This is a genomic window from Niabella beijingensis (assembly GCF_020034665.1).
GTDB lineage: Bacteria > Bacteroidota > Bacteroidia > Chitinophagales > Chitinophagaceae > Niabella > Niabella beijingensis.
Genome location: NZ_JAIQDI010000002.1, coordinates 1,475,024 through 1,491,355, shown reverse-complemented (window position 1 = coordinate 1,491,355; position 16,332 = coordinate 1,475,024). Strand labels below are relative to the sequence as shown.

14 protein-coding genes are annotated in these 16,332 nt (G+C 40.2%); 5 read left to right on the top strand and 9 right to left on the bottom strand.

The window, feature by feature from the left end; all coding sequences use genetic code 11:
* Positions 1-35: 35 nt before the first annotated feature.
* The gene (locus K7B07_RS22290; protein WP_223712752.1) at positions 36-908 is read right to left on the bottom strand and encodes a universal stress protein; all 873 of its coding nucleotides are present in this window, start codon (positions 906-908) and stop codon (positions 36-38) included.
* Between the two features lie 176 nt (positions 909-1,084).
* Between K7B07_RS22290 and K7B07_RS22285 the strand changes: the two genes are divergently transcribed.
* Together K7B07_RS22285 and K7B07_RS22280 are read left to right on the top strand one after the other, a co-directional pair.
* Entirely contained in the window at positions 1,085-2,260 is a 1,176-nt protein-coding gene (locus K7B07_RS22285) for an acetate/propionate family kinase (RefSeq protein WP_223712751.1), read from the top strand.
* Positions 2,261-2,273: 13 nt separating this feature from the next.
* Positions 2,274-4,625: a phosphoketolase family protein gene (locus tag K7B07_RS22280; RefSeq protein ID WP_223712750.1), complete on the top strand. Its 2,352-nt coding sequence runs from the start codon at positions 2,274-2,276 to the stop codon at positions 4,623-4,625.
* Between the two features lie 141 nt (positions 4,626-4,766).
* Here the strand turns inward: K7B07_RS22280 and K7B07_RS22275 are convergent, their stop codons facing one another.
* The 8 genes from K7B07_RS22275 to K7B07_RS22240 all read right to left on the bottom strand — a co-directional run bounded on the left by K7B07_RS22275 (position 4,767) and on the right by K7B07_RS22240 (position 12,565).
* A complete protein-coding gene (locus K7B07_RS22275; protein ID WP_223712749.1) occupies positions 4,767-5,252 on the bottom strand; it encodes a YeeE/YedE family protein in 486 nt (161 codons plus the stop codon).
* 27 nt (positions 5,253-5,279) lie between these two features.
* On the bottom strand, positions 5,280-5,843 hold the full coding sequence (locus K7B07_RS22270; RefSeq protein ID WP_223712748.1) for a YeeE/YedE family protein: 564 nt from the start codon (positions 5,841-5,843) through the stop codon (positions 5,280-5,282).
* Between the two features lie 2 nt (positions 5,844-5,845).
* The gene (locus K7B07_RS22265; protein WP_223712747.1) at positions 5,846-6,463 is read right to left on the bottom strand and encodes a class I SAM-dependent methyltransferase; all 618 of its coding nucleotides are present in this window, start codon (positions 6,461-6,463) and stop codon (positions 5,846-5,848) included.
* 167 nt (positions 6,464-6,630) lie between these two features.
* The gene (locus K7B07_RS22260; RefSeq protein WP_223712746.1) at positions 6,631-6,951 is read right to left on the bottom strand and encodes a rhodanese-like domain-containing protein; all 321 of its coding nucleotides are present in this window, start codon (positions 6,949-6,951) and stop codon (positions 6,631-6,633) included.
* Positions 6,952-6,969: 18 nt separating this feature from the next.
* Complete coding sequence (locus tag K7B07_RS22255; protein WP_223712745.1) at positions 6,970-8,373, bottom strand: MBL fold metallo-hydrolase; 1,404 nt, start codon at positions 8,371-8,373, stop codon at positions 6,970-6,972.
* A gap of 116 nt (positions 8,374-8,489) precedes the next feature.
* On the bottom strand, positions 8,490-9,284 hold the full coding sequence (locus K7B07_RS22250; protein ID WP_223712744.1) for a sulfite exporter TauE/SafE family protein: 795 nt from the start codon (positions 9,282-9,284) through the stop codon (positions 8,490-8,492).
* A 60-nt stretch (positions 9,285-9,344) separates the two neighbouring features.
* The gene (locus tag K7B07_RS22245) at positions 9,345-9,968 is read right to left on the bottom strand and encodes a Crp/Fnr family transcriptional regulator (RefSeq protein ID WP_223712743.1); all 624 of its coding nucleotides are present in this window, start codon (positions 9,966-9,968) and stop codon (positions 9,345-9,347) included.
* Between the two features lie 86 nt (positions 9,969-10,054).
* Positions 10,055-12,565 carry a cation-translocating P-type ATPase gene (locus K7B07_RS22240; protein ID WP_223712742.1) on the bottom strand — a complete coding sequence of 837 codons (2,511 nt, stop codon included), beginning with the start codon at positions 12,563-12,565 and terminating at the stop codon, positions 10,055-10,057.
* 389 nt (positions 12,566-12,954) lie between these two features.
* On the opposite strand from K7B07_RS22240, the gene K7B07_RS22235 reads away from it, so the two are divergent.
* From K7B07_RS22235 to K7B07_RS22225, 3 genes are all read left to right on the top strand, one after another.
* On the top strand, positions 12,955-13,731 hold the full coding sequence (locus K7B07_RS22235) for a CPBP family intramembrane glutamic endopeptidase (RefSeq protein ID WP_223712741.1): 777 nt from the start codon (positions 12,955-12,957) through the stop codon (positions 13,729-13,731).
* A gap of 753 nt (positions 13,732-14,484) precedes the next feature.
* Positions 14,485-15,237, top strand: a complete 753-nt coding sequence (locus tag K7B07_RS22230) for a porin family protein (protein ID WP_223712740.1) — start codon at positions 14,485-14,487, stop codon at positions 15,235-15,237.
* A gap of 60 nt (positions 15,238-15,297) precedes the next feature.
* The gene (locus K7B07_RS22225; RefSeq protein ID WP_223712739.1) at positions 15,298-16,311 is read left to right on the top strand and encodes a lysylphosphatidylglycerol synthase transmembrane domain-containing protein; all 1,014 of its coding nucleotides are present in this window, start codon (positions 15,298-15,300) and stop codon (positions 16,309-16,311) included.
* The last annotated feature ends 21 nt before the right edge of the window (positions 16,312-16,332 follow it).

The window sequence follows — 16,332 nt, the reverse complement described above, 5'->3', positions numbered from 1 at the left end:
CTATTGCAATAAACTGATCAAAGGTTGTACATCCTTTATTTTGAAGTGTCTGTCGCTGGCCCTGGCCTTTCAAATGCAGAGGACATCACATTGCTTTTAAATTTTGAAGATAAAAACAGCACCGGGACCGAAGGCGCTTCAATAAATGGTTTTGTTACACTTTTATGAAAAAAACGATGCTTATTTACCAACATGATTAATAAATCGGGTTTATTTTCAACTATATATTCCTTAATCCCATCAACGACATTATCATTCGTTAAAAAATAATATCGCAAGCCGAAACCCTTTAGTTGAGCGTTCACATTGATCGTCATTGCTGCTTTATTAGCCGGGGCTGTTGTGTCGGAAGTTACATATACAATATCCACTTGCGGGTGAAATAATTTTAACCAATTTCTTAAAAAACGCCATTCCACGGAACTATCCAATTTGAAATCAATGGCAATAGCCATTTTTTTAAATCCGGTCATGGTTGCAGATAGCGGAACGACAACAACGGGAAAGGCGCTGTACTTTGCGATGGAAACAGCATAAGTACCTAAGATGAATCGCTCAAATGCGGTAACAAATTGAGCCGCAATGAAAATTGCAAAGGGCTTTTCCCGTTGGCACAATGCATTCAGTTCACTGATCACCGATCCTACCTTATACAATATCTTCACTTCTATTTCATTATTGACTCTTGCCTTTATTTTTGAAAACAATTCCTTTAATAATTTATCTGATTCCTCGATAGTGGCATCACAGGCCTCCAATGGCAGCCGGGCATCCGACATAGCAGGCACAAGGCCAATTACATTAAAAATAATCAGGCGTGCCTTTATAGTCTTTGCCACATCCGCGGCAAAAGCCACTGCATGATTTGAGACCTCGGAAAAATTTGTGGCTGCAATAATGGTTTTCATTATTAAGCTATTTTATATTTAATACATGCTAAAATAGGATTGTCATATCCCCTGATTGATGACTTAACACATCCAATTCAATGATATTGATCATTCTGAGCCAACTCTTTTCTGATTTCTTTTGTAATAAATTATGGTTACCTCACAAATGAGTCACTAAAACACAGTACAAAAACATGGAATCCATTGAGGACCGATACTTTTTAACGGTAAACGCCGGCTCTTCCAGCCTAAAAATCAATCTATTTAAAGTTGATAAAGATTTGGGCCTTGTATTAAAGGGCAGTATACAGGATATTAGTAACGATGAAAGTCATTTTTTGGTAACCACAGAAAAAGAGCGGGTTTTAAACAATACAAGAGAACATTGCGACAGCCTTGCAACAGCCGCCCAGTTGTTTGCACAGTGGCTATTTCTTGAAGAAATTCCTGTCACTGCAATTGGTTACAGAATCGTTCAGGGAGGTACAGCCCATCGTCAGCCAGAGCTTATCGATAGTGTTTTTTTGGAGTATTTGAAATCTATACGATCATTAGCACCAACTCATATCCCCGATGAAATGAATGTAATCAGTACATTTATGAAAGTATTTCCGACAGTGAAACATATTGCCTGTTTTGATACTTTTTTCCACAGTTCCATTCCTCCACATGCAAAATACTACCCCCTCCCAAGATTTCTATGGAAAGAAGGAGTTCAAAAATATGGGTTTCATGGCCTTTCATTTGAATATATTATGCAATACCTTCAGAGATCTGTCCCAGATGAAACTAACGGAAAAATAGTAATTGCGCACCTGGGTAATGGTTCCAGTCTGGCTGCTGTTAATAACGGTGTATCCGTTGACACGACAATGGGAATGACGCCTATCGGAGGGTTAATGATGGGTACAAGGTGTGGCGATGTTGACCCTGGCGTGTTATTATATCTCTTAATACAAAAGAAAATGACTGCCCCAGACCTGGAACATTTATTAAGTCATGAATCAGGGCTAAAAGGTGTATCGGAAGTAAGTGCGGACCTGGAAACGCTCCTTTCCTTGGAGCTGGAGAACAGCCAGGTGGCCGAAGCCCTGGACCTATTCTGTTATAATATAAGAAAGATGATCGGGGCGATGACGGCTGTGTTAAATGGTATTGACACCCTGATCTTTACCGGCGGTATAGGAGAGCATGCTTCCGTTATCAGAAACAGGATTTGCGACGGTCTTCAATATCTGGGTATTCGCATCAACTCCGGGAATGGCAATAGCGGTGAACTTATTTCTTCAAAAAATTCTGCAGTTAAAGTACGGGTGATAAAAACAGATGAAGCTTATATGATTGCAAAACATATGCTTCTTTTTTCTTAAAAACGTAATAATTATGACAACAGAACAACAATTGCAAAGTATGCACCGGTACTGGCAAGCAGCCAATTATCTTGCAGCCGGGCAAATATATTTACAAGATAACCCGCTGCTGCGTGAACCGCTAAAGGCCGCACATATTAAGCCTAGACTACTCGGCCATTGGGGCACATCACCGGGTTTAAGCTTTATTTATGTACACCTTAACCGCCTGATAAAGGATACCAATGCCAATATCCTTTATGTATGTGGTCCGGGACACGGGGCGCCGGCAATCGTGGCTAATACTTATCTGGAGGGGAGTTACTCGGAAGTATACCCGAAAGTATCTATGGATGAAAAAGGTATGAAAAAATTATTCAGGCAGTTTTCGACTCCTGGCGGCATTCCCAGCCATGTAAGTGCACATACCCCGGGTTCCATACATGAAGGGGGAGAATTAGGATATGCAATGGTACATGCTTTTGGTGCCGCTTTTGACAATCCGGACCTGATTGTTGCCTGCGTAGTCGGCGATGGTGAGGCCGAAACGGCCCCTCTGGAAGGTAGCTGGAAATCTCTGAGCTTTTTGAACCCGATAAGGGACGGAGCGGTACTCCCTATTCTGCATTTAAACGGATATAAGATAGCAGGGCCAACTGTACTTGCAAGGAAAACAGATCCCGAACTTAAGGCCTTGTTTACCGGGTACGGGTATGAAGTGCATTTTGTAGAGGGCAGTGATCCTATACTTATGCACCGTGCAATGGCAGAAACATTTGACAAAGCCTATTCACAAATCAGAACACTTCAACAACGCGCCAGAACTACAAATGAGCCCGAAATCGAGGGGTGGCCCATGATCGTCCTGAGGTCGCCAAAAGGCTGGACAGGGCCAAAAGAATGGAATCATCAGCCGATCGAAAACTCCTTCAGGTCGCATCAGGTACCCTTAACCGATGTAAAATCCAACCCGGAACAGCTACAGCTTCTGGAAGAGTGGATGCGCAGTTATGCCCCGGAAAAACTATTTAATAAAAATGGAAGTCTGATTCCTGAATTGCAAAATATTGTTCCTAATGGGGGCAAGCGGATGGGGATGCTTTCCCTGGCCAACGGAGGAACAGTTCTTAAAGAATTGAACCTCCCTGATTTCAAAAAATACGCTATTACCGTTCCTCATCCCGGAACCACCGAAGCAGAAAGCACCCGGATCTTCGGTAATTATCTACGCGATATTTTTGAACTGAACCAGGAAAACCGGAATTTCAGGTTATTTTGCCCGGATGAAACAGCCTCAAACCGGTTACAGGCAGTTTTTGAAAAAACAATGCGTTGCTTTTTAGAAAAAAGACTGGATACAGACGACCATATTTCCGCAGATGGCCGGGTAATGGAAGTCTTAAGTGAACACCTTTGTGAAGGTTGGCTGGAAGGATATCTATTAACCGGAAGGCATGGACTGTTTTCCTGCTACGAAGCTTTCATAACCATTATTGACTCCATGTTCAGCCAATATGCAAAGTGGATAAAAACCAGTAGGGAACTGCCATGGCGCAAGCCGGTAGCTTCATTGAATTACCTGTTAACATCGCATTCCTGGCGCCAGGACCATAATGGATACAGCCATCAGGGCCCCGGATTTATTGATACGGTGATCAATAAAAAAAGTACCGTCACCCGTATTTATTTCCCTCCAGACGCAAATACCCTTTTATCAGTAATGCATCATTGTTTTTCCAGTAAGGATTATGCAAACCTGGTGGTTGCAGGAAAACAACCCGAATTACAATGGCTGACAATCGAAGAAGCCGTTGAACATTGCGCGCGTGGCGCATCCGTATGGAAATGGGCCGGTAACGATGACGGAACCCAACCAGATGTCATCATCGCCTGTGCAGGGGATGTTCCTACACTAGAAGCTGTGGCTGCCGTTTCAATTTTACGCAAACAGCTTCCAGAGCTAAAGGTACGACTCGTAAATGTTGTGGATCTTATGACATTATCACCGGTATTATACCATCCACATGGTTTAAGCGACGAGCAATTTACCGAGCTCTTTACAGATAATGCTCATGTAATATTTGCTTTTCACGGCTATGTACGCATTATCCATGACCTGGTTCATGGGCGTCCCAACCCTCCAAGGTTTCATGTACGGGGGTATATGGAAGAAGGTACAACCACTACCCCATTTGACATGACGGTACTGAATAATATGAGCAGATATCAACTGGCAATGGAAGCAGTTAGACGCGTTCCCGGGATGGTATATAAAAGGGACCAGTTTGATGCTTATTGTGAGCAAAAATTAAATGAGCATAAAGCGTATATCAGCACTTATTTTGATGATATACCAGAAATTAAAAATTGGAAATGGGAGTACTAAAAAGTGCTTCTAAACAAACATTGTTATCTGTATTGTCATTGATTGTGGCCTGAACATCCAGGCTGGTATATGCTGGAGATTTAACAAATCATCAATTCGTTTCAGATTAGTAAATGCACAAATCTGACACGGACATGGGCTTTAATGAGGCAATTTTTCTCTTAGCCAACCATAAACCCAGGTGCCGGCAACAGCACTCAAAAGCGTAACCAAAATGACAGTGCTCCCCGTTCCGATTTGCGCAAAAATCGGTCCCGGGCAAGCCCCCGTCATAGCCCAGCCCAAACCAAAAATCAATCCGCCATAAATTTGCCCTTTGTTGAACGTCTTTGGCGAGATTGTAATGGGTTCGCCGTAAATCGTTTTGATATTGAATTTCTTAATAACCCATATGGAAATAATGCCTGTTATTACGGCACTTCCGATTATTCCATACATATGGAATGATTGCAGGCGAAACATTTCCTGTATACGAAACCAGCTTACAACCTCGGCTTTAATCAATACAATACCAAACAGTATCCCGACGACCAGGTACTTCAGATTGTGGTACCATTTGTGTTTTAACATGCTTTCATTTACACACATTGCATCCAGCGAACGTGTTTCAAAATTTTTGTTACCCATAGAGTACATCTTATCGCGCTCAATTTATTAAAGTGATAAAACAAAGGGCAAAATCAGGTTTGCCATAATGAACCCTCCAATCATAAAGAAAATGGTGGCAATTAAAGAAGGTCGCTGCAAATTTGATAGGCCCATTATAGCATGGCCACTGGTACATCCCCCGGCATACCGTGTACCAAAACCCACTAAAAAACCACCAATGATCATTAATATAAATCCCTTCATCGTAAACAACGACTGCCAGCTAATGATATCTTCAGGAACTAAATTGTTATAATTGGTAATACCGTATCCAGCTAGCTCTTGTACGAGCTTAGGATTGATCTGGATAACAGACGGGATTGATAACAGGTTTATAGCTATAGCACCACCTAAAAAAATCCCCAGGGCAAAAAACAGGTTCCATACCTCTTTTTTCCAATCATACTGAAAAAATGGAATATTAGCCGGCATACAAGAAGCACAGATATGCCGGAGGGATGAGCTGATCCCAAACGATTTATTTCCCAGAATTAATAAGATGGGTACTGTAAGTCCAATAAGAGGTCCCGCCACATACCAGGGCCAGGGCTGTTTTATGAATGTCATCATCTTTATATTTTTCTTTTGAAGCTGCAGAACAGGAACTGCTGTATGGTCTGAAAAGGTGTGGTGTGATTTTCTGTTGTGCAACGAATTTTTTCAAAACTGCCGACAAAGCTATTAGAAAGTGTTGTTTCACTATATTGCTTAATAGGAAGTCCGCTGCATTTTTGCGGGCCATATTCCGAAAAAGTGCCAATCGTCAGAAATTTTGTTACAGATCTTTGAGCAATGCTTACGTACATTGAAACTTGCTCCCTCATTGTCAGGAAATGAAAAGTAGCTCTATCATGCCATATATCATAAGTTGTTTTGGGCTTAAAGTCCATAATATCACTTACGATCCAGCTTACGTTACCTGCTTTAACTCCTAAACGCTCTTTTGCTTTCTCAAGTGCTTTTTCTGATATATCTAAAACCGTTATATTTTTATACCCTTGTTCAAGTAAATGATCAACCAGTTTACTATCGCCACCACCCACGTCTATAATTTTTGCCTGCTTATCCACACCAAATGAAGCAATAAGATCCAATGAAATCCTGGGAATCTCCTGTGTCCAGCTTACCTCACTAGGGCGCGTAGTTTCATATACTGTCTCCCAGTGCTTCTTTTGTTTATCATTATTCATAATAGGTTTCACTTTTTAATAATTATTTTCATCGCTTTTTAAAATAGTCGTATCCCAGCCTTCGGCACAGCAACAACCGGTATTCAAAAACTATGAAAGCAACCCTTCCAATATCATTAACAGTATGAACACCGTTTTGCCAATTGTCTCCGTATTCTTTTTTATTATTATAGATTTCTGATTACGACCTCCCTTACGTTTCGCCAGGATCCACCGTTGACCACATTTTGAAAACCATTTTGTTCCAATATGCGTTTCGCCTGGCTGCTACGGCCACCACTCATGCAAAAAACAACAATACATTTTTTCCCTTTGAATTTTACTAGTTCGGATGGTATGCTTTCTACGGGAATGTTTATTGCACCATTTACACTGCCGCCCGAAAATTCTGCACCTGTGCGTACATCCACCAAAAAAGCTCCATTTTTTATAGCTTTGGTTAAATCATTACTATCTGTGTTCCCGAAAATGTTCGAAAAAAATCCCATAGTACTCTATTTTAAGAATTAATAATATGCACAGCAAGCTGTTTCACGATTCTCCGAAGACCATTCTTTCATTCCTCCTGAAAAAATTTTTACGTTTCTAAAACCATTTTTGGCAAGTATGGAATACGCAATTGTTGAACGATCTCCCGCCTGGCAGTAAATAACTACTTGTTTGTCTTTACTGATTTTATCAAGGTTCTCCCGAATGGTCCCGACAAAAATATTGTCTGCCCCGTCTATATGCCCTGCTTCGTACTCGGATGCGCCACGCACATCTATAATCTGCACACCTTCTTTTCCGATGTACGTTTTAAATGCATCTAAAGAAATTACATCTGTCGTCTGAAGTTCGATGTCTAACTCCTCTACCGCTGGAATATAGCCATAGATGTTATCCATGCCGATACGCATCAGTTTACGTGTCAAATCTTCCATTTGGCTATTATCAGCCACCAACATGAATTGTTCCTGATAGTTCAATAACCAACCACACCAGGTTGAAAAGGAGTTATTGCCCTGAATGTTAAAGCTGCCGGGAATAAATCCCTTAGCAAAATCAGCTTTATCACGGGTATCAATTACTTTAATCCCTTTCTTATAGGCAGAAAGGAACTGTTCCTGGGTTAACCGAGTAGGCTTCGGAACTTCGATCAGCAGCGGACGGTTGACCTTGTTCAGGTGCTTCATCATAGCAAAATATTTCGGCGGTTCTGGTTGATCTGCTAATAAATAACTGGTAAACTTCTTTTCATCTTCATCATATTGAAAGGCCCAATTGCGGATTTTTTCGTAACCTACTGTACTGTTATGAACTGCTCCCAAAGCCTTTCCACAAGCTGAGCCTGCCCCGTGAGCCGGCCATACCTGAACATATTCGGGGAGTGGAGCAAATTTTTTCAACGACTGAAACAGCTGTTTGGCTCCGATCTCTTTTGTACCGAAAAGTCCTGCTGCTTTTTCCAATAAATCAGGGCGTCCAATATCTCCAACAAATACAAAGTCACCTGTAAATATCATTACCGGTTTTTCGGTGGCCGGGTGATCGGTCAACAAAAAGCTGATACTTTCCGGAGTATGCCCGGGTGTGTGCATAACTTCCAGCATCAGATTGCCTACCCTGATCCTATCGCCATTTTTTAGACCTTGATGCGCAAATTGATATTGCCAGTTCTCACCACCTTCATCCGAAAGGTACATCGTTGCTCCTGTAACGGCAGCAAGCTCCCGGGAGCCACAAAGGAAGTCTGCATGAATATGCGTTTCTGTAATATGCGTGATACGAAGATTGTTCTGTTTTGCTATTTCCAGGTATACATCGATATCTCTTTTGGCATCTATTATTATTGCCTCCCCCGTTGCTTGGCAACCTATTATGTAACTACTCTGCGCCAAACTCTTGTCGTAAATGTGTTGAAAAAACATACTGAATTGTTTTAATAATTATGTACTTTGATATTGTAAATTTCTGACGATTATTTATCTTCTACTGCTACTTTTGTTACATTAGCTAAAATCACCTCTATATAGCTCTACTCAGGCTATAGCGCAATTTCTTTTACCAGTATGTAAATGCCCATCACTAACACAAACCATCCAAAAGCCGGCTTTAATATTTTACCTTCAATTTTAGATGATAGATAGCTACCGATCAGGATACCGATTATTGCAATAAAAGTAATACCGGTCAAAAGCGTCCACTGCACCGACATATGGGGCAAGGAAAAAAGGAATCCTAACAGAGAATTAGCCGAGATAATAACCAGCGACGTACCAACGGCAGTTTTCATTGGCAATTTTATTAAGTGCACTAAGGCAGGAATAATCAGGAATCCTCCACCGGCACCCACCAATCCGGTAACGCCTCCGATAAAAACACCCTGGATAATCAATTGTGTGTATCGAAGAGGTTCCTGTTGTGTGCTGCGGTCACTTTCTTTCCTTTCCGCACGTATCATACTATAAGACGCAACGATCATCAATATCGCAAAAAGCAACATTAATAAAATACTTTTTGTAACCTTAAAAGTTGTTATACTGAAAATCTCCTGGGGAATTAATGGAAGAAAATAGGTTCTTGTAAGAAAAATAGCAGCGATTGACGGGATACCAAAAACAATCGCAGCCTTAACATTTACCCATCTTTTTCTCAGGTATGAGACCGACCCCACGGCACTGGTGACACTCACAATAAAAAGTGAATAAGTTGTTGCCAGAACAGGGTCTATTTCAAAAAGATATACTAATACAGGAACAGTAAGAATGCTGCCTCCACCGCCTATGAGCCCGAGAGAGAAGCCAATAAAAACCGATGCCATATAACCTGCTATAACCATTGACTTTTGAATTGATCGTACAAAACTGCAACAATTCAAAAACCTGTACAGCTACTTTAGTTACACAAGCGTAATTTTATTTCTGCCCAGCTGGACCATTTTGTTTTCCTCTAACTGCTTTAATAACCGTGACACTACAACCCGGGCTGTTCCCAGTTCGTTAGCCAATTGTTCGTGTGTAATATTTAATGTTTTATTTCCTGTTAGCACTTTTTTCTTCTGAAGTAAGGACAGCAATCGCTCATCTACTTTCTTAAAAGCGATCGCATTAACAATTTCCAGCAGCTCCTCAAAACGTTTGTGATACAAGCGAAAAATATAATCCAGCCACTGCGGATATTCTTTAATGAACAATGACACTTTTTCAATTGGCAAGAAGAGGATCTCCACATCATCATCTGCCTCTGCCTTAACTTTACTTGTTTCATTGTGCAGTCCACCCAAAAAAGACATGATACAGCTTTCACCTGCCTTAATATAATACAGTAGAATTTCCCGGCCGTCTTCTTCGGTCCGGATAACCTTCAGCATTCCCTTTGTAACAATTGGAATCGAACGAACAGAAGCATTTTCATTCAGTATGATACTTCCGGCTTTGTAGTTTTTTTGAATCCCATATTTATACAATTCCGCTATTAACCCAGGGGAAGATTTAAATTCCACAATCTGCTCCAATAATTCCATAATAAAAAATAATATAAAAATACACCAAATTTACTTACTACATTCTACTCTCACAAGCCGATTTTACGTATCCACTCCTTTCCGCTCTACAAGCCCCTTTTTTTGTTTCTTTTGATCATCTTATAAAGTTCAAACCATACGACAGATACTACCGCAATAAGAGCAACGGTTCCTAGTTCAGACAAGTTCAATCCTGCAGTTTTAAAAAAAACAGAGAACGGTCTGATATATAATATGGCAAAAAGAAGCACTAATGTCAATCCGTTAATGATTACAAAAAGAGGGTTTCTATTTTTAAAACTTTCAAACAGGCTGTAAAAAAAAGAGCGGTTTACCAGACTTAGCATTATATTAGCAAAGATCAACGTGCTAAAAACCATTGCCCGGGTCTTTTGCTCATTACCGCCGCTTTGTACACCTAACTGATACGCAAACAGCACGCCAGCAGTAATTGCCAGCCCCTGAAAGATACTAATGGTTAATTCTCGCCAGTTCAAAAAAGTATCCGTCATTATTCTTGGCGGCAGTTTCATCGTGTTTTTTTCCATGGGCTCGTTCTCATATACAATGGAACAAGTGGGACCCATCACCAATTCCAGAAAAATAACGTGTACCGGAGTAAATATTTGAGGGAATCTCCATCCCAGAAACAACGGTAATGATACAGTAAGTATAATAGGAATGTGAATAGAAATAATATACTGGACGGCCTTCTTGATGTTGGAATAAATCCTTCTGCCGGCGGCAATACCAATAACCAGTTTTCCCAGATCATCATTTGTAATTACCAATGAGGCTGCTGCTTTTGCTATTTCGGTGCCCTTACTCCCCATGGCTACACCAATATGAGCCGCTTTAAGTGCGGGACCGTCGTTTACACCATCACCCAGCATTGCCACCACTTCCCCTCTCTTTTTCAAGGCATTAACTACAGCCAACTTTGCGTCAGGGAACATACGGGTAAACAACACTTTTTCTTCACAGACCTGCATCAACTCTGTTTCTGTGTATCCGGCGATCTGTTTTCCTTCTACTACAGCTGCGGTATTTCTAATTCCTGCCTGCGAAGCAATACTTTTTGTGGTATCAATATTATCTCCCGTAATTACTTTTACTTTTATACCCGCATCATAAATATGTTGAAACACCTCGTTAATGCCTTTTTTGGGCGGATCATAAAATACAACAAGCCCAATAAATCCAAACTCAAATTCCTGCTGCTTCTTGGGGAAGTTATTACCCTCAAAACCTGACCGGGCAACGCCCAAAACCCGATATCCCTGTCGGGCAAATTTTTCTACAACACTTCTTATCTTATTTTTCGCTTCCCCAGAGAGTCTGGAAACAGCAATAATAGCTTCCGGCGCACCCTTTGCAGCTATAACGCGCTTCTCATCCCCATTTTCAAAAAGATGGGTCATCATTGGAGGCTTCCCCTCCAAAGGATATTCATAAAAGAGCTGGTACTCTTTACGCAAATCTTTTTTTTTCGTTTGCTCATATACCCGATGTAGTGTTTTTTCCATCGGGTCAAACGGAACGGGTTCACTGCTCCACATAGCGTAATCGATCAGCGTTTCAAGGCTGGCAGCACCAAATTCTCCTTCACTAAAAGTCTTGTCCGACTGGTAATCGTACAGGTATTTTAGTTCCATGCTATTCTCAGTAATGGTTCCCGTTTTGTCGGTACAGATCACCGTTGTGCTGCCCAGAGTTTCAACAATAGCGCTTCTCTTGATAATAATACCTTCCCGCATCAGCTCCCAGGCACCCAGTGCCATAAAAGTGGTAAAAGCAACGGGGATTTCCTCAGGAAGTACAGACATGGCAAGCGTAAGACCGTTAAGCAGGCTTTCAATGAGGTTCCTGGTATGGTAATAATTAAAAGCACAGACTATCAGAAAAATAACAATACCGGTAATAGCCATCACCTTAACAAACCTTCGGATCTGCAATTGCAGTGGAGATGTTTCATCCTTTATTCCGGCTATCGATTCACCAATTTTGCCGATACGGGTTTCTTTTCCTACTTTTTCTACTTCAAAGATTGCCAAACCGGAAACAACGACTGTACCACTATAGACTTTATTATCTTCTGCATTACTGTTCTTGAAAACTGATAAACTCTCACCAGTAAGCGAAGCCTCGTTCACCGAAAAATCGTTGCTGTGTACAATGCGCCCGTCAGCATTGATCATTTTCCCCTCTTCCGTAATACAGAGATCACCTACTACTATTTCATGTGTGGGAATTTGTACTACTGCAGAAGTCCTGATCACAACACTCAAAGGCTCATTCAGTCTTTCCAATGCTTCCAGGGCTTTTTTACTGCGATTATCCTGATAAAAAGAAATCGCAGAAACAGCGATGATTGCAAAAAACATAAACGAGGCTTCTCCATAATCACCGATCAAAACGTAAATAATTGAAATGGCAAAAAGCAGGATAAGCATTGGTTCTTTCAGTACACCCATCAATAATTCAAGCCAGCTGCCTTTATTTACTTTTCCCATTTGGTTGTAACCGTACTGCTTTCTCGAAGCAATCACCTGGCGCTCCGTCAGGCCCTTAAAATGATCGGGAATATTATAAGACATTGGAATTCAGAGCTATACTCAAATAAATAATAGTTCGTCATGGCAAATACCCTCTGTTTCAATTCGAACAGGAGCTGATTGCCAATGTAAAAGATACGACAACTTCGTCTTAATCCTTATATTCTGTTATTTTGTCTCCATCCTGCAATCCGCCGGCTTGATTTGTAATATGCGCGCGTCGTAACATTCCTCTCATTATCCAGACAAATCAGGTTTTCAAACTGAAGGCCATACCAAGTATTGGATTGTACTTTCATAAGTTATAGGTTCGCCACAATCCAAAGCTCAAAAACAGAAAGCAATCTTATTTACCGATTAGTTATAGCAGTTTACCGGTTTTTCGCCTTATCAAAGATCCGCTATTCTATCTTTACTATAAATTCAAAAGAATGTCTACGCCAAAAGGATTGCAGCCGTGGTTAACGGTCATGATGTATTTTCTGGTTTTATCAATAGCAACAGTAATTGCAAAATTTGTCCCCGTACTGGATAACCTGTTCTTTTATTTTTGCGTATCATTTTTATCGAGCTTATGGATCTTGCGCAAGCAAAAGCTAGCAATTACTACAATCGGGTTTATTCCCACACGCAAAAGGGATTGGAAAAATTTTTTTATTGGATCAGGGATCGGCCTTCTGATGTTTATTGTCACATCCCTTTTAATAATATGGTTTGCAAAGGAGCAATGGCATCTGAATAAACAAATTTCGGTCATAAATTTAGTGATAACACTCATTATGGTTTTATGGTCAGCCTTTGTTCAGGAATTTGTATTTAGAGGATATCCTTTTCAGGAATTGTTGAAAAACTACAGGCCGTGGGTCGCACAAATTGCCATTGCTATTCCCTTTGGGCTGATGCATATCAATTCCTCGATGACGCCACTTGAAATGGGAAAAGTGATGCTTACCACAGGAATGGGATCCTTGTTATTTGGCCTGGGTTACATAAAAACAAAAAAGCTATTATTTCCGATTGGGTTGCATTTTGGCTGGAATTATGCGCAGGCACTGGTCTCAAGGACAGGCGATAATGCCTTTACGTTATTCAATGTTACGCAGAGCAATATGGAACACTATTCATTCTACAATACAACATTTCTATACCTGGTAGTGATTACGATCACCATGGTTGTAATTGCCAGATATAAAAGAGAAGATGTTTAGTTATTTCAATAATACGCCCATCCCACTCTTAAAGAAGCCATCGCAGAGGAAATCTCAGGAACTCAATGTAATGCTGGCCACTTCTTCCAGAGAGGAAGATTTTAAAATTGCCAATAAAGAAACCAGAACCATCCTCTTCACCCCTAATACATTGATTTACAATCGACTTATTCATTAACCAGTTTGGAGACATTATCCGAATTTAGATTTTAAATTAAATAGGATTCATTAATTTTTACATACTCCCTGTTTTCAGTGGTTGTTTTTGCCTTATTGGAATATACAATAGTTTGGTCAGACAATCACAACTATAACAAGGTAATTTGCGTTTTTAAATAACACCCCTTTTACGATTGATGATCATATGATATTCATGTAACTTATTGAAGATTTCATTTACATAACGAAGCGCAAAGGGTTCCTTTTGAAAATACAGGTGGTAGTTATTTTGGTAATCACGCACCCGGTGCACCAGAATAAGCCCAAAAGAGGCAAGCATATTCCTAAAGAAAATCCGGGAAAACAACCATTGTTTTAAGGGCATAGTCATAATGCTGACTGTAACAGGTTCCTACATCTGGCTTTTACAACGGATAAAGCTTACTGACTATAATTAACATCACATTTAGCTGTGACTGACATCATTGATCTGCCTTTAACGGGAATGATAATTTTACATTGAATTAGTTTTTTTAAAAAAACAATAGATCAACTATTAACGAGAGACAACTGCACTAAAAAAATCGAATTCAAATGAAACGTTATACGCTTTTTATAGTAGTTATTTTGATTGTCAAGATTTCCTTCGCCCAATCGAAAATAGAAATGGGTTTCAAAGTGGGGCTAAGCATCCCTAATTTAACTTCCGGAAATTCAGATAACCCCCTTAGTTCCGGGTATAGCTCACAATTAAATGGGTATGGTGCCATACAGGCTGAATTTCACATCAATAAACATTTCTCTATTCAGCCGCAATTGGAACATTCAGTTCAGGGTGGGAAAAAGAATGGAATGCAGGCCTTTAAAATACCGGATGAGATGGCGCAACAATTCCCGCCCGGAGCCGCACCAGCTTATCTTTATGCTGATTACAAAAGCCAGTCAAAAATGACTTACCTCATGTTGCCCATATTAGTTAAGTATCGCTTGGATCTAAAAAAGAACTGGGGAGCCTATATTGCGGCAGGACCATTTGCCAGCTACCTTTTAAATGCAAAAAATAGTACAAAAGGCTCCAGCCTCATTTATCTGGATAAAAATAAAACCCAGCCGCTTAGTCCAGAGCCCCAATCATTCGATAGCAATGATAATATCATCAGTGATTTGCATCGTTTCAATGCGGGGATAACGGGTCACCTGGGCTTAGGCTATAAGATTGTAAGGGGCAGCATTTTTTTTGAAGTTGGCGGCAATTATGGTTTAATCATCATTCAGAAAAATAGCGCTAACGGCAAAAATAAAACAGGGGCTGCTGTAATAAGTCTTGGATATCAATATGAATTGTGACCTGAAGTTGTACCTTTTTTCCCAACCAGTCAGGACCTAATTTTAAACTGCCCTAAAGTCATGGATGAAAAACCGGAAAATAAAAAACTATTTTCAATAGGAAATCTCATCTTCTATGGGCTTGCCATTTTAATATCCCTATTTGCTGTTTATTATTTTGGAGAAATCAAAACGGATTTCGAGCTTTTCCAAACGATAAATCCATATTGGCTTTTGCTCGCCGTTTTAGGTCAAATCGGCACTTATTTCTTTGGGGCAATGGTCTATCAGCAGTTATTGCTCGGATTTGATATTCATATCCATCAGACCGTATGGAGGTTATTTAAGATCAGCTTTATTACATTATTTTTTAATCAAACCATCCCAAGCGCAGGAATCAGTGGTAATACTTTTTTATTTAATTATTTGCAGAAAAGCAAAATTGCCGTCTCTAATATAATTTCGCTCATTTCGGTAGAGCTTTTAAGTTTTTATGCTTCCATTGAAATCATTATTATTTTGGTAGTGATGCTCAGCATGCTTTTTCTAAACATACCTGGTTCACTGTATATTATTTTTGGTACCGGTTTTATTGTCTATTTTTTATTTGGCCTGAGTGTAAATGTTCTTTCAAATAAATATACAATAGATGCCCTCCAAAAAAAACTGGCATCAATAAAGTTATTTACAAAGCTGGCGGATAAGTTTCAAACCTTTTTTACGACAAAGGAGCAGGTGGAAAGGCCTACGCAATTTTTTCACGAACACAAAACGGCGGTATATCGGGCAGTGGGGTTGCAGTTTCTTATTTTCCTTTCAGATGCTTTTACAATTTTGGCCCTGTTTCACGGCTTTGGTTTAGCAATTAATCTGCTTACGGTATCTGCAGGTTTTCTGTTAACAAGAATCATCTCTCTGTTACCAATATCTCCCGGTGGGCTTATTTTATATGAAAGTGGTATGACCTATTTTTTTTCAAGACTCGGCGTACATCTTAGCTCAGCACTGATAATCACGATCTTATATAGGGCATTATCATTTTGGCTGCCAATGATTGTTGGTTTTTTTGTATATAGAAAAATGCGAAGCGAATGATCTCAGCTTAGCCCGGGTTTC

Excerpts from the sequence above, each read along its gene's own strand:
- K7B07_RS22240 (WP_223712742.1), bottom strand. The coding sequence starts at position 12,565 with ATGTCTTATAATATTCCCGATCATTTTAAGGGCCTGACGGAGCGCCAG.
- K7B07_RS22245 (WP_223712743.1), bottom strand. The coding sequence starts at position 9,968 with ATGGAATTATTGGAGCAGATTGTGGAATTTAAATCTTCCCCTGGGTTA.
- K7B07_RS22265 (WP_223712747.1), bottom strand. The coding sequence starts at position 6,463 with ATGAATAATGATAAACAAAAGAAGCACTGGGAGACAGTATATGAAACT.
- K7B07_RS22225 (WP_223712739.1), top strand. The coding sequence starts at position 15,298 with ATGGATGAAAAACCGGAAAATAAAAAACTATTTTCAATAGGAAATCTC.
- K7B07_RS22285 (WP_223712751.1), top strand. The coding sequence starts at position 1,085 with ATGGAATCCATTGAGGACCGATACTTTTTAACGGTAAACGCCGGCTCT.
- K7B07_RS22250 (WP_223712744.1), bottom strand. The coding sequence starts at position 9,284 with ATGGTTATAGCAGGTTATATGGCATCGGTTTTTATTGGCTTCTCTCTC.
- K7B07_RS22260 (WP_223712746.1), bottom strand. The coding sequence starts at position 6,951 with ATGGGATTTTTTTCGAACATTTTCGGGAACACAGATAGTAATGATTTA.
- K7B07_RS22270 (WP_223712748.1), bottom strand. The coding sequence starts at position 5,843 with ATGATGACATTCATAAAACAGCCCTGGCCCTGGTATGTGGCGGGACCT.
- K7B07_RS22275 (WP_223712749.1), bottom strand. The coding sequence starts at position 5,252 with ATGGGTAACAAAAATTTTGAAACACGTTCGCTGGATGCAATGTGTGTA.
- K7B07_RS22230 (WP_223712740.1), top strand. The coding sequence starts at position 14,485 with ATGAAACGTTATACGCTTTTTATAGTAGTTATTTTGATTGTCAAGATT.
- K7B07_RS22280 (WP_223712750.1), top strand. The coding sequence starts at position 2,274 with ATGACAACAGAACAACAATTGCAAAGTATGCACCGGTACTGGCAAGCA.
- K7B07_RS22235 (WP_223712741.1), top strand. The coding sequence starts at position 12,955 with ATGTCTACGCCAAAAGGATTGCAGCCGTGGTTAACGGTCATGATGTAT.
- K7B07_RS22290 (WP_223712752.1), bottom strand. The coding sequence starts at position 908 with ATGAAAACCATTATTGCAGCCACAAATTTTTCCGAGGTCTCAAATCAT.
- K7B07_RS22255 (WP_223712745.1), bottom strand. The coding sequence starts at position 8,373 with ATGTTTTTTCAACACATTTACGACAAGAGTTTGGCGCAGAGTAGTTAC.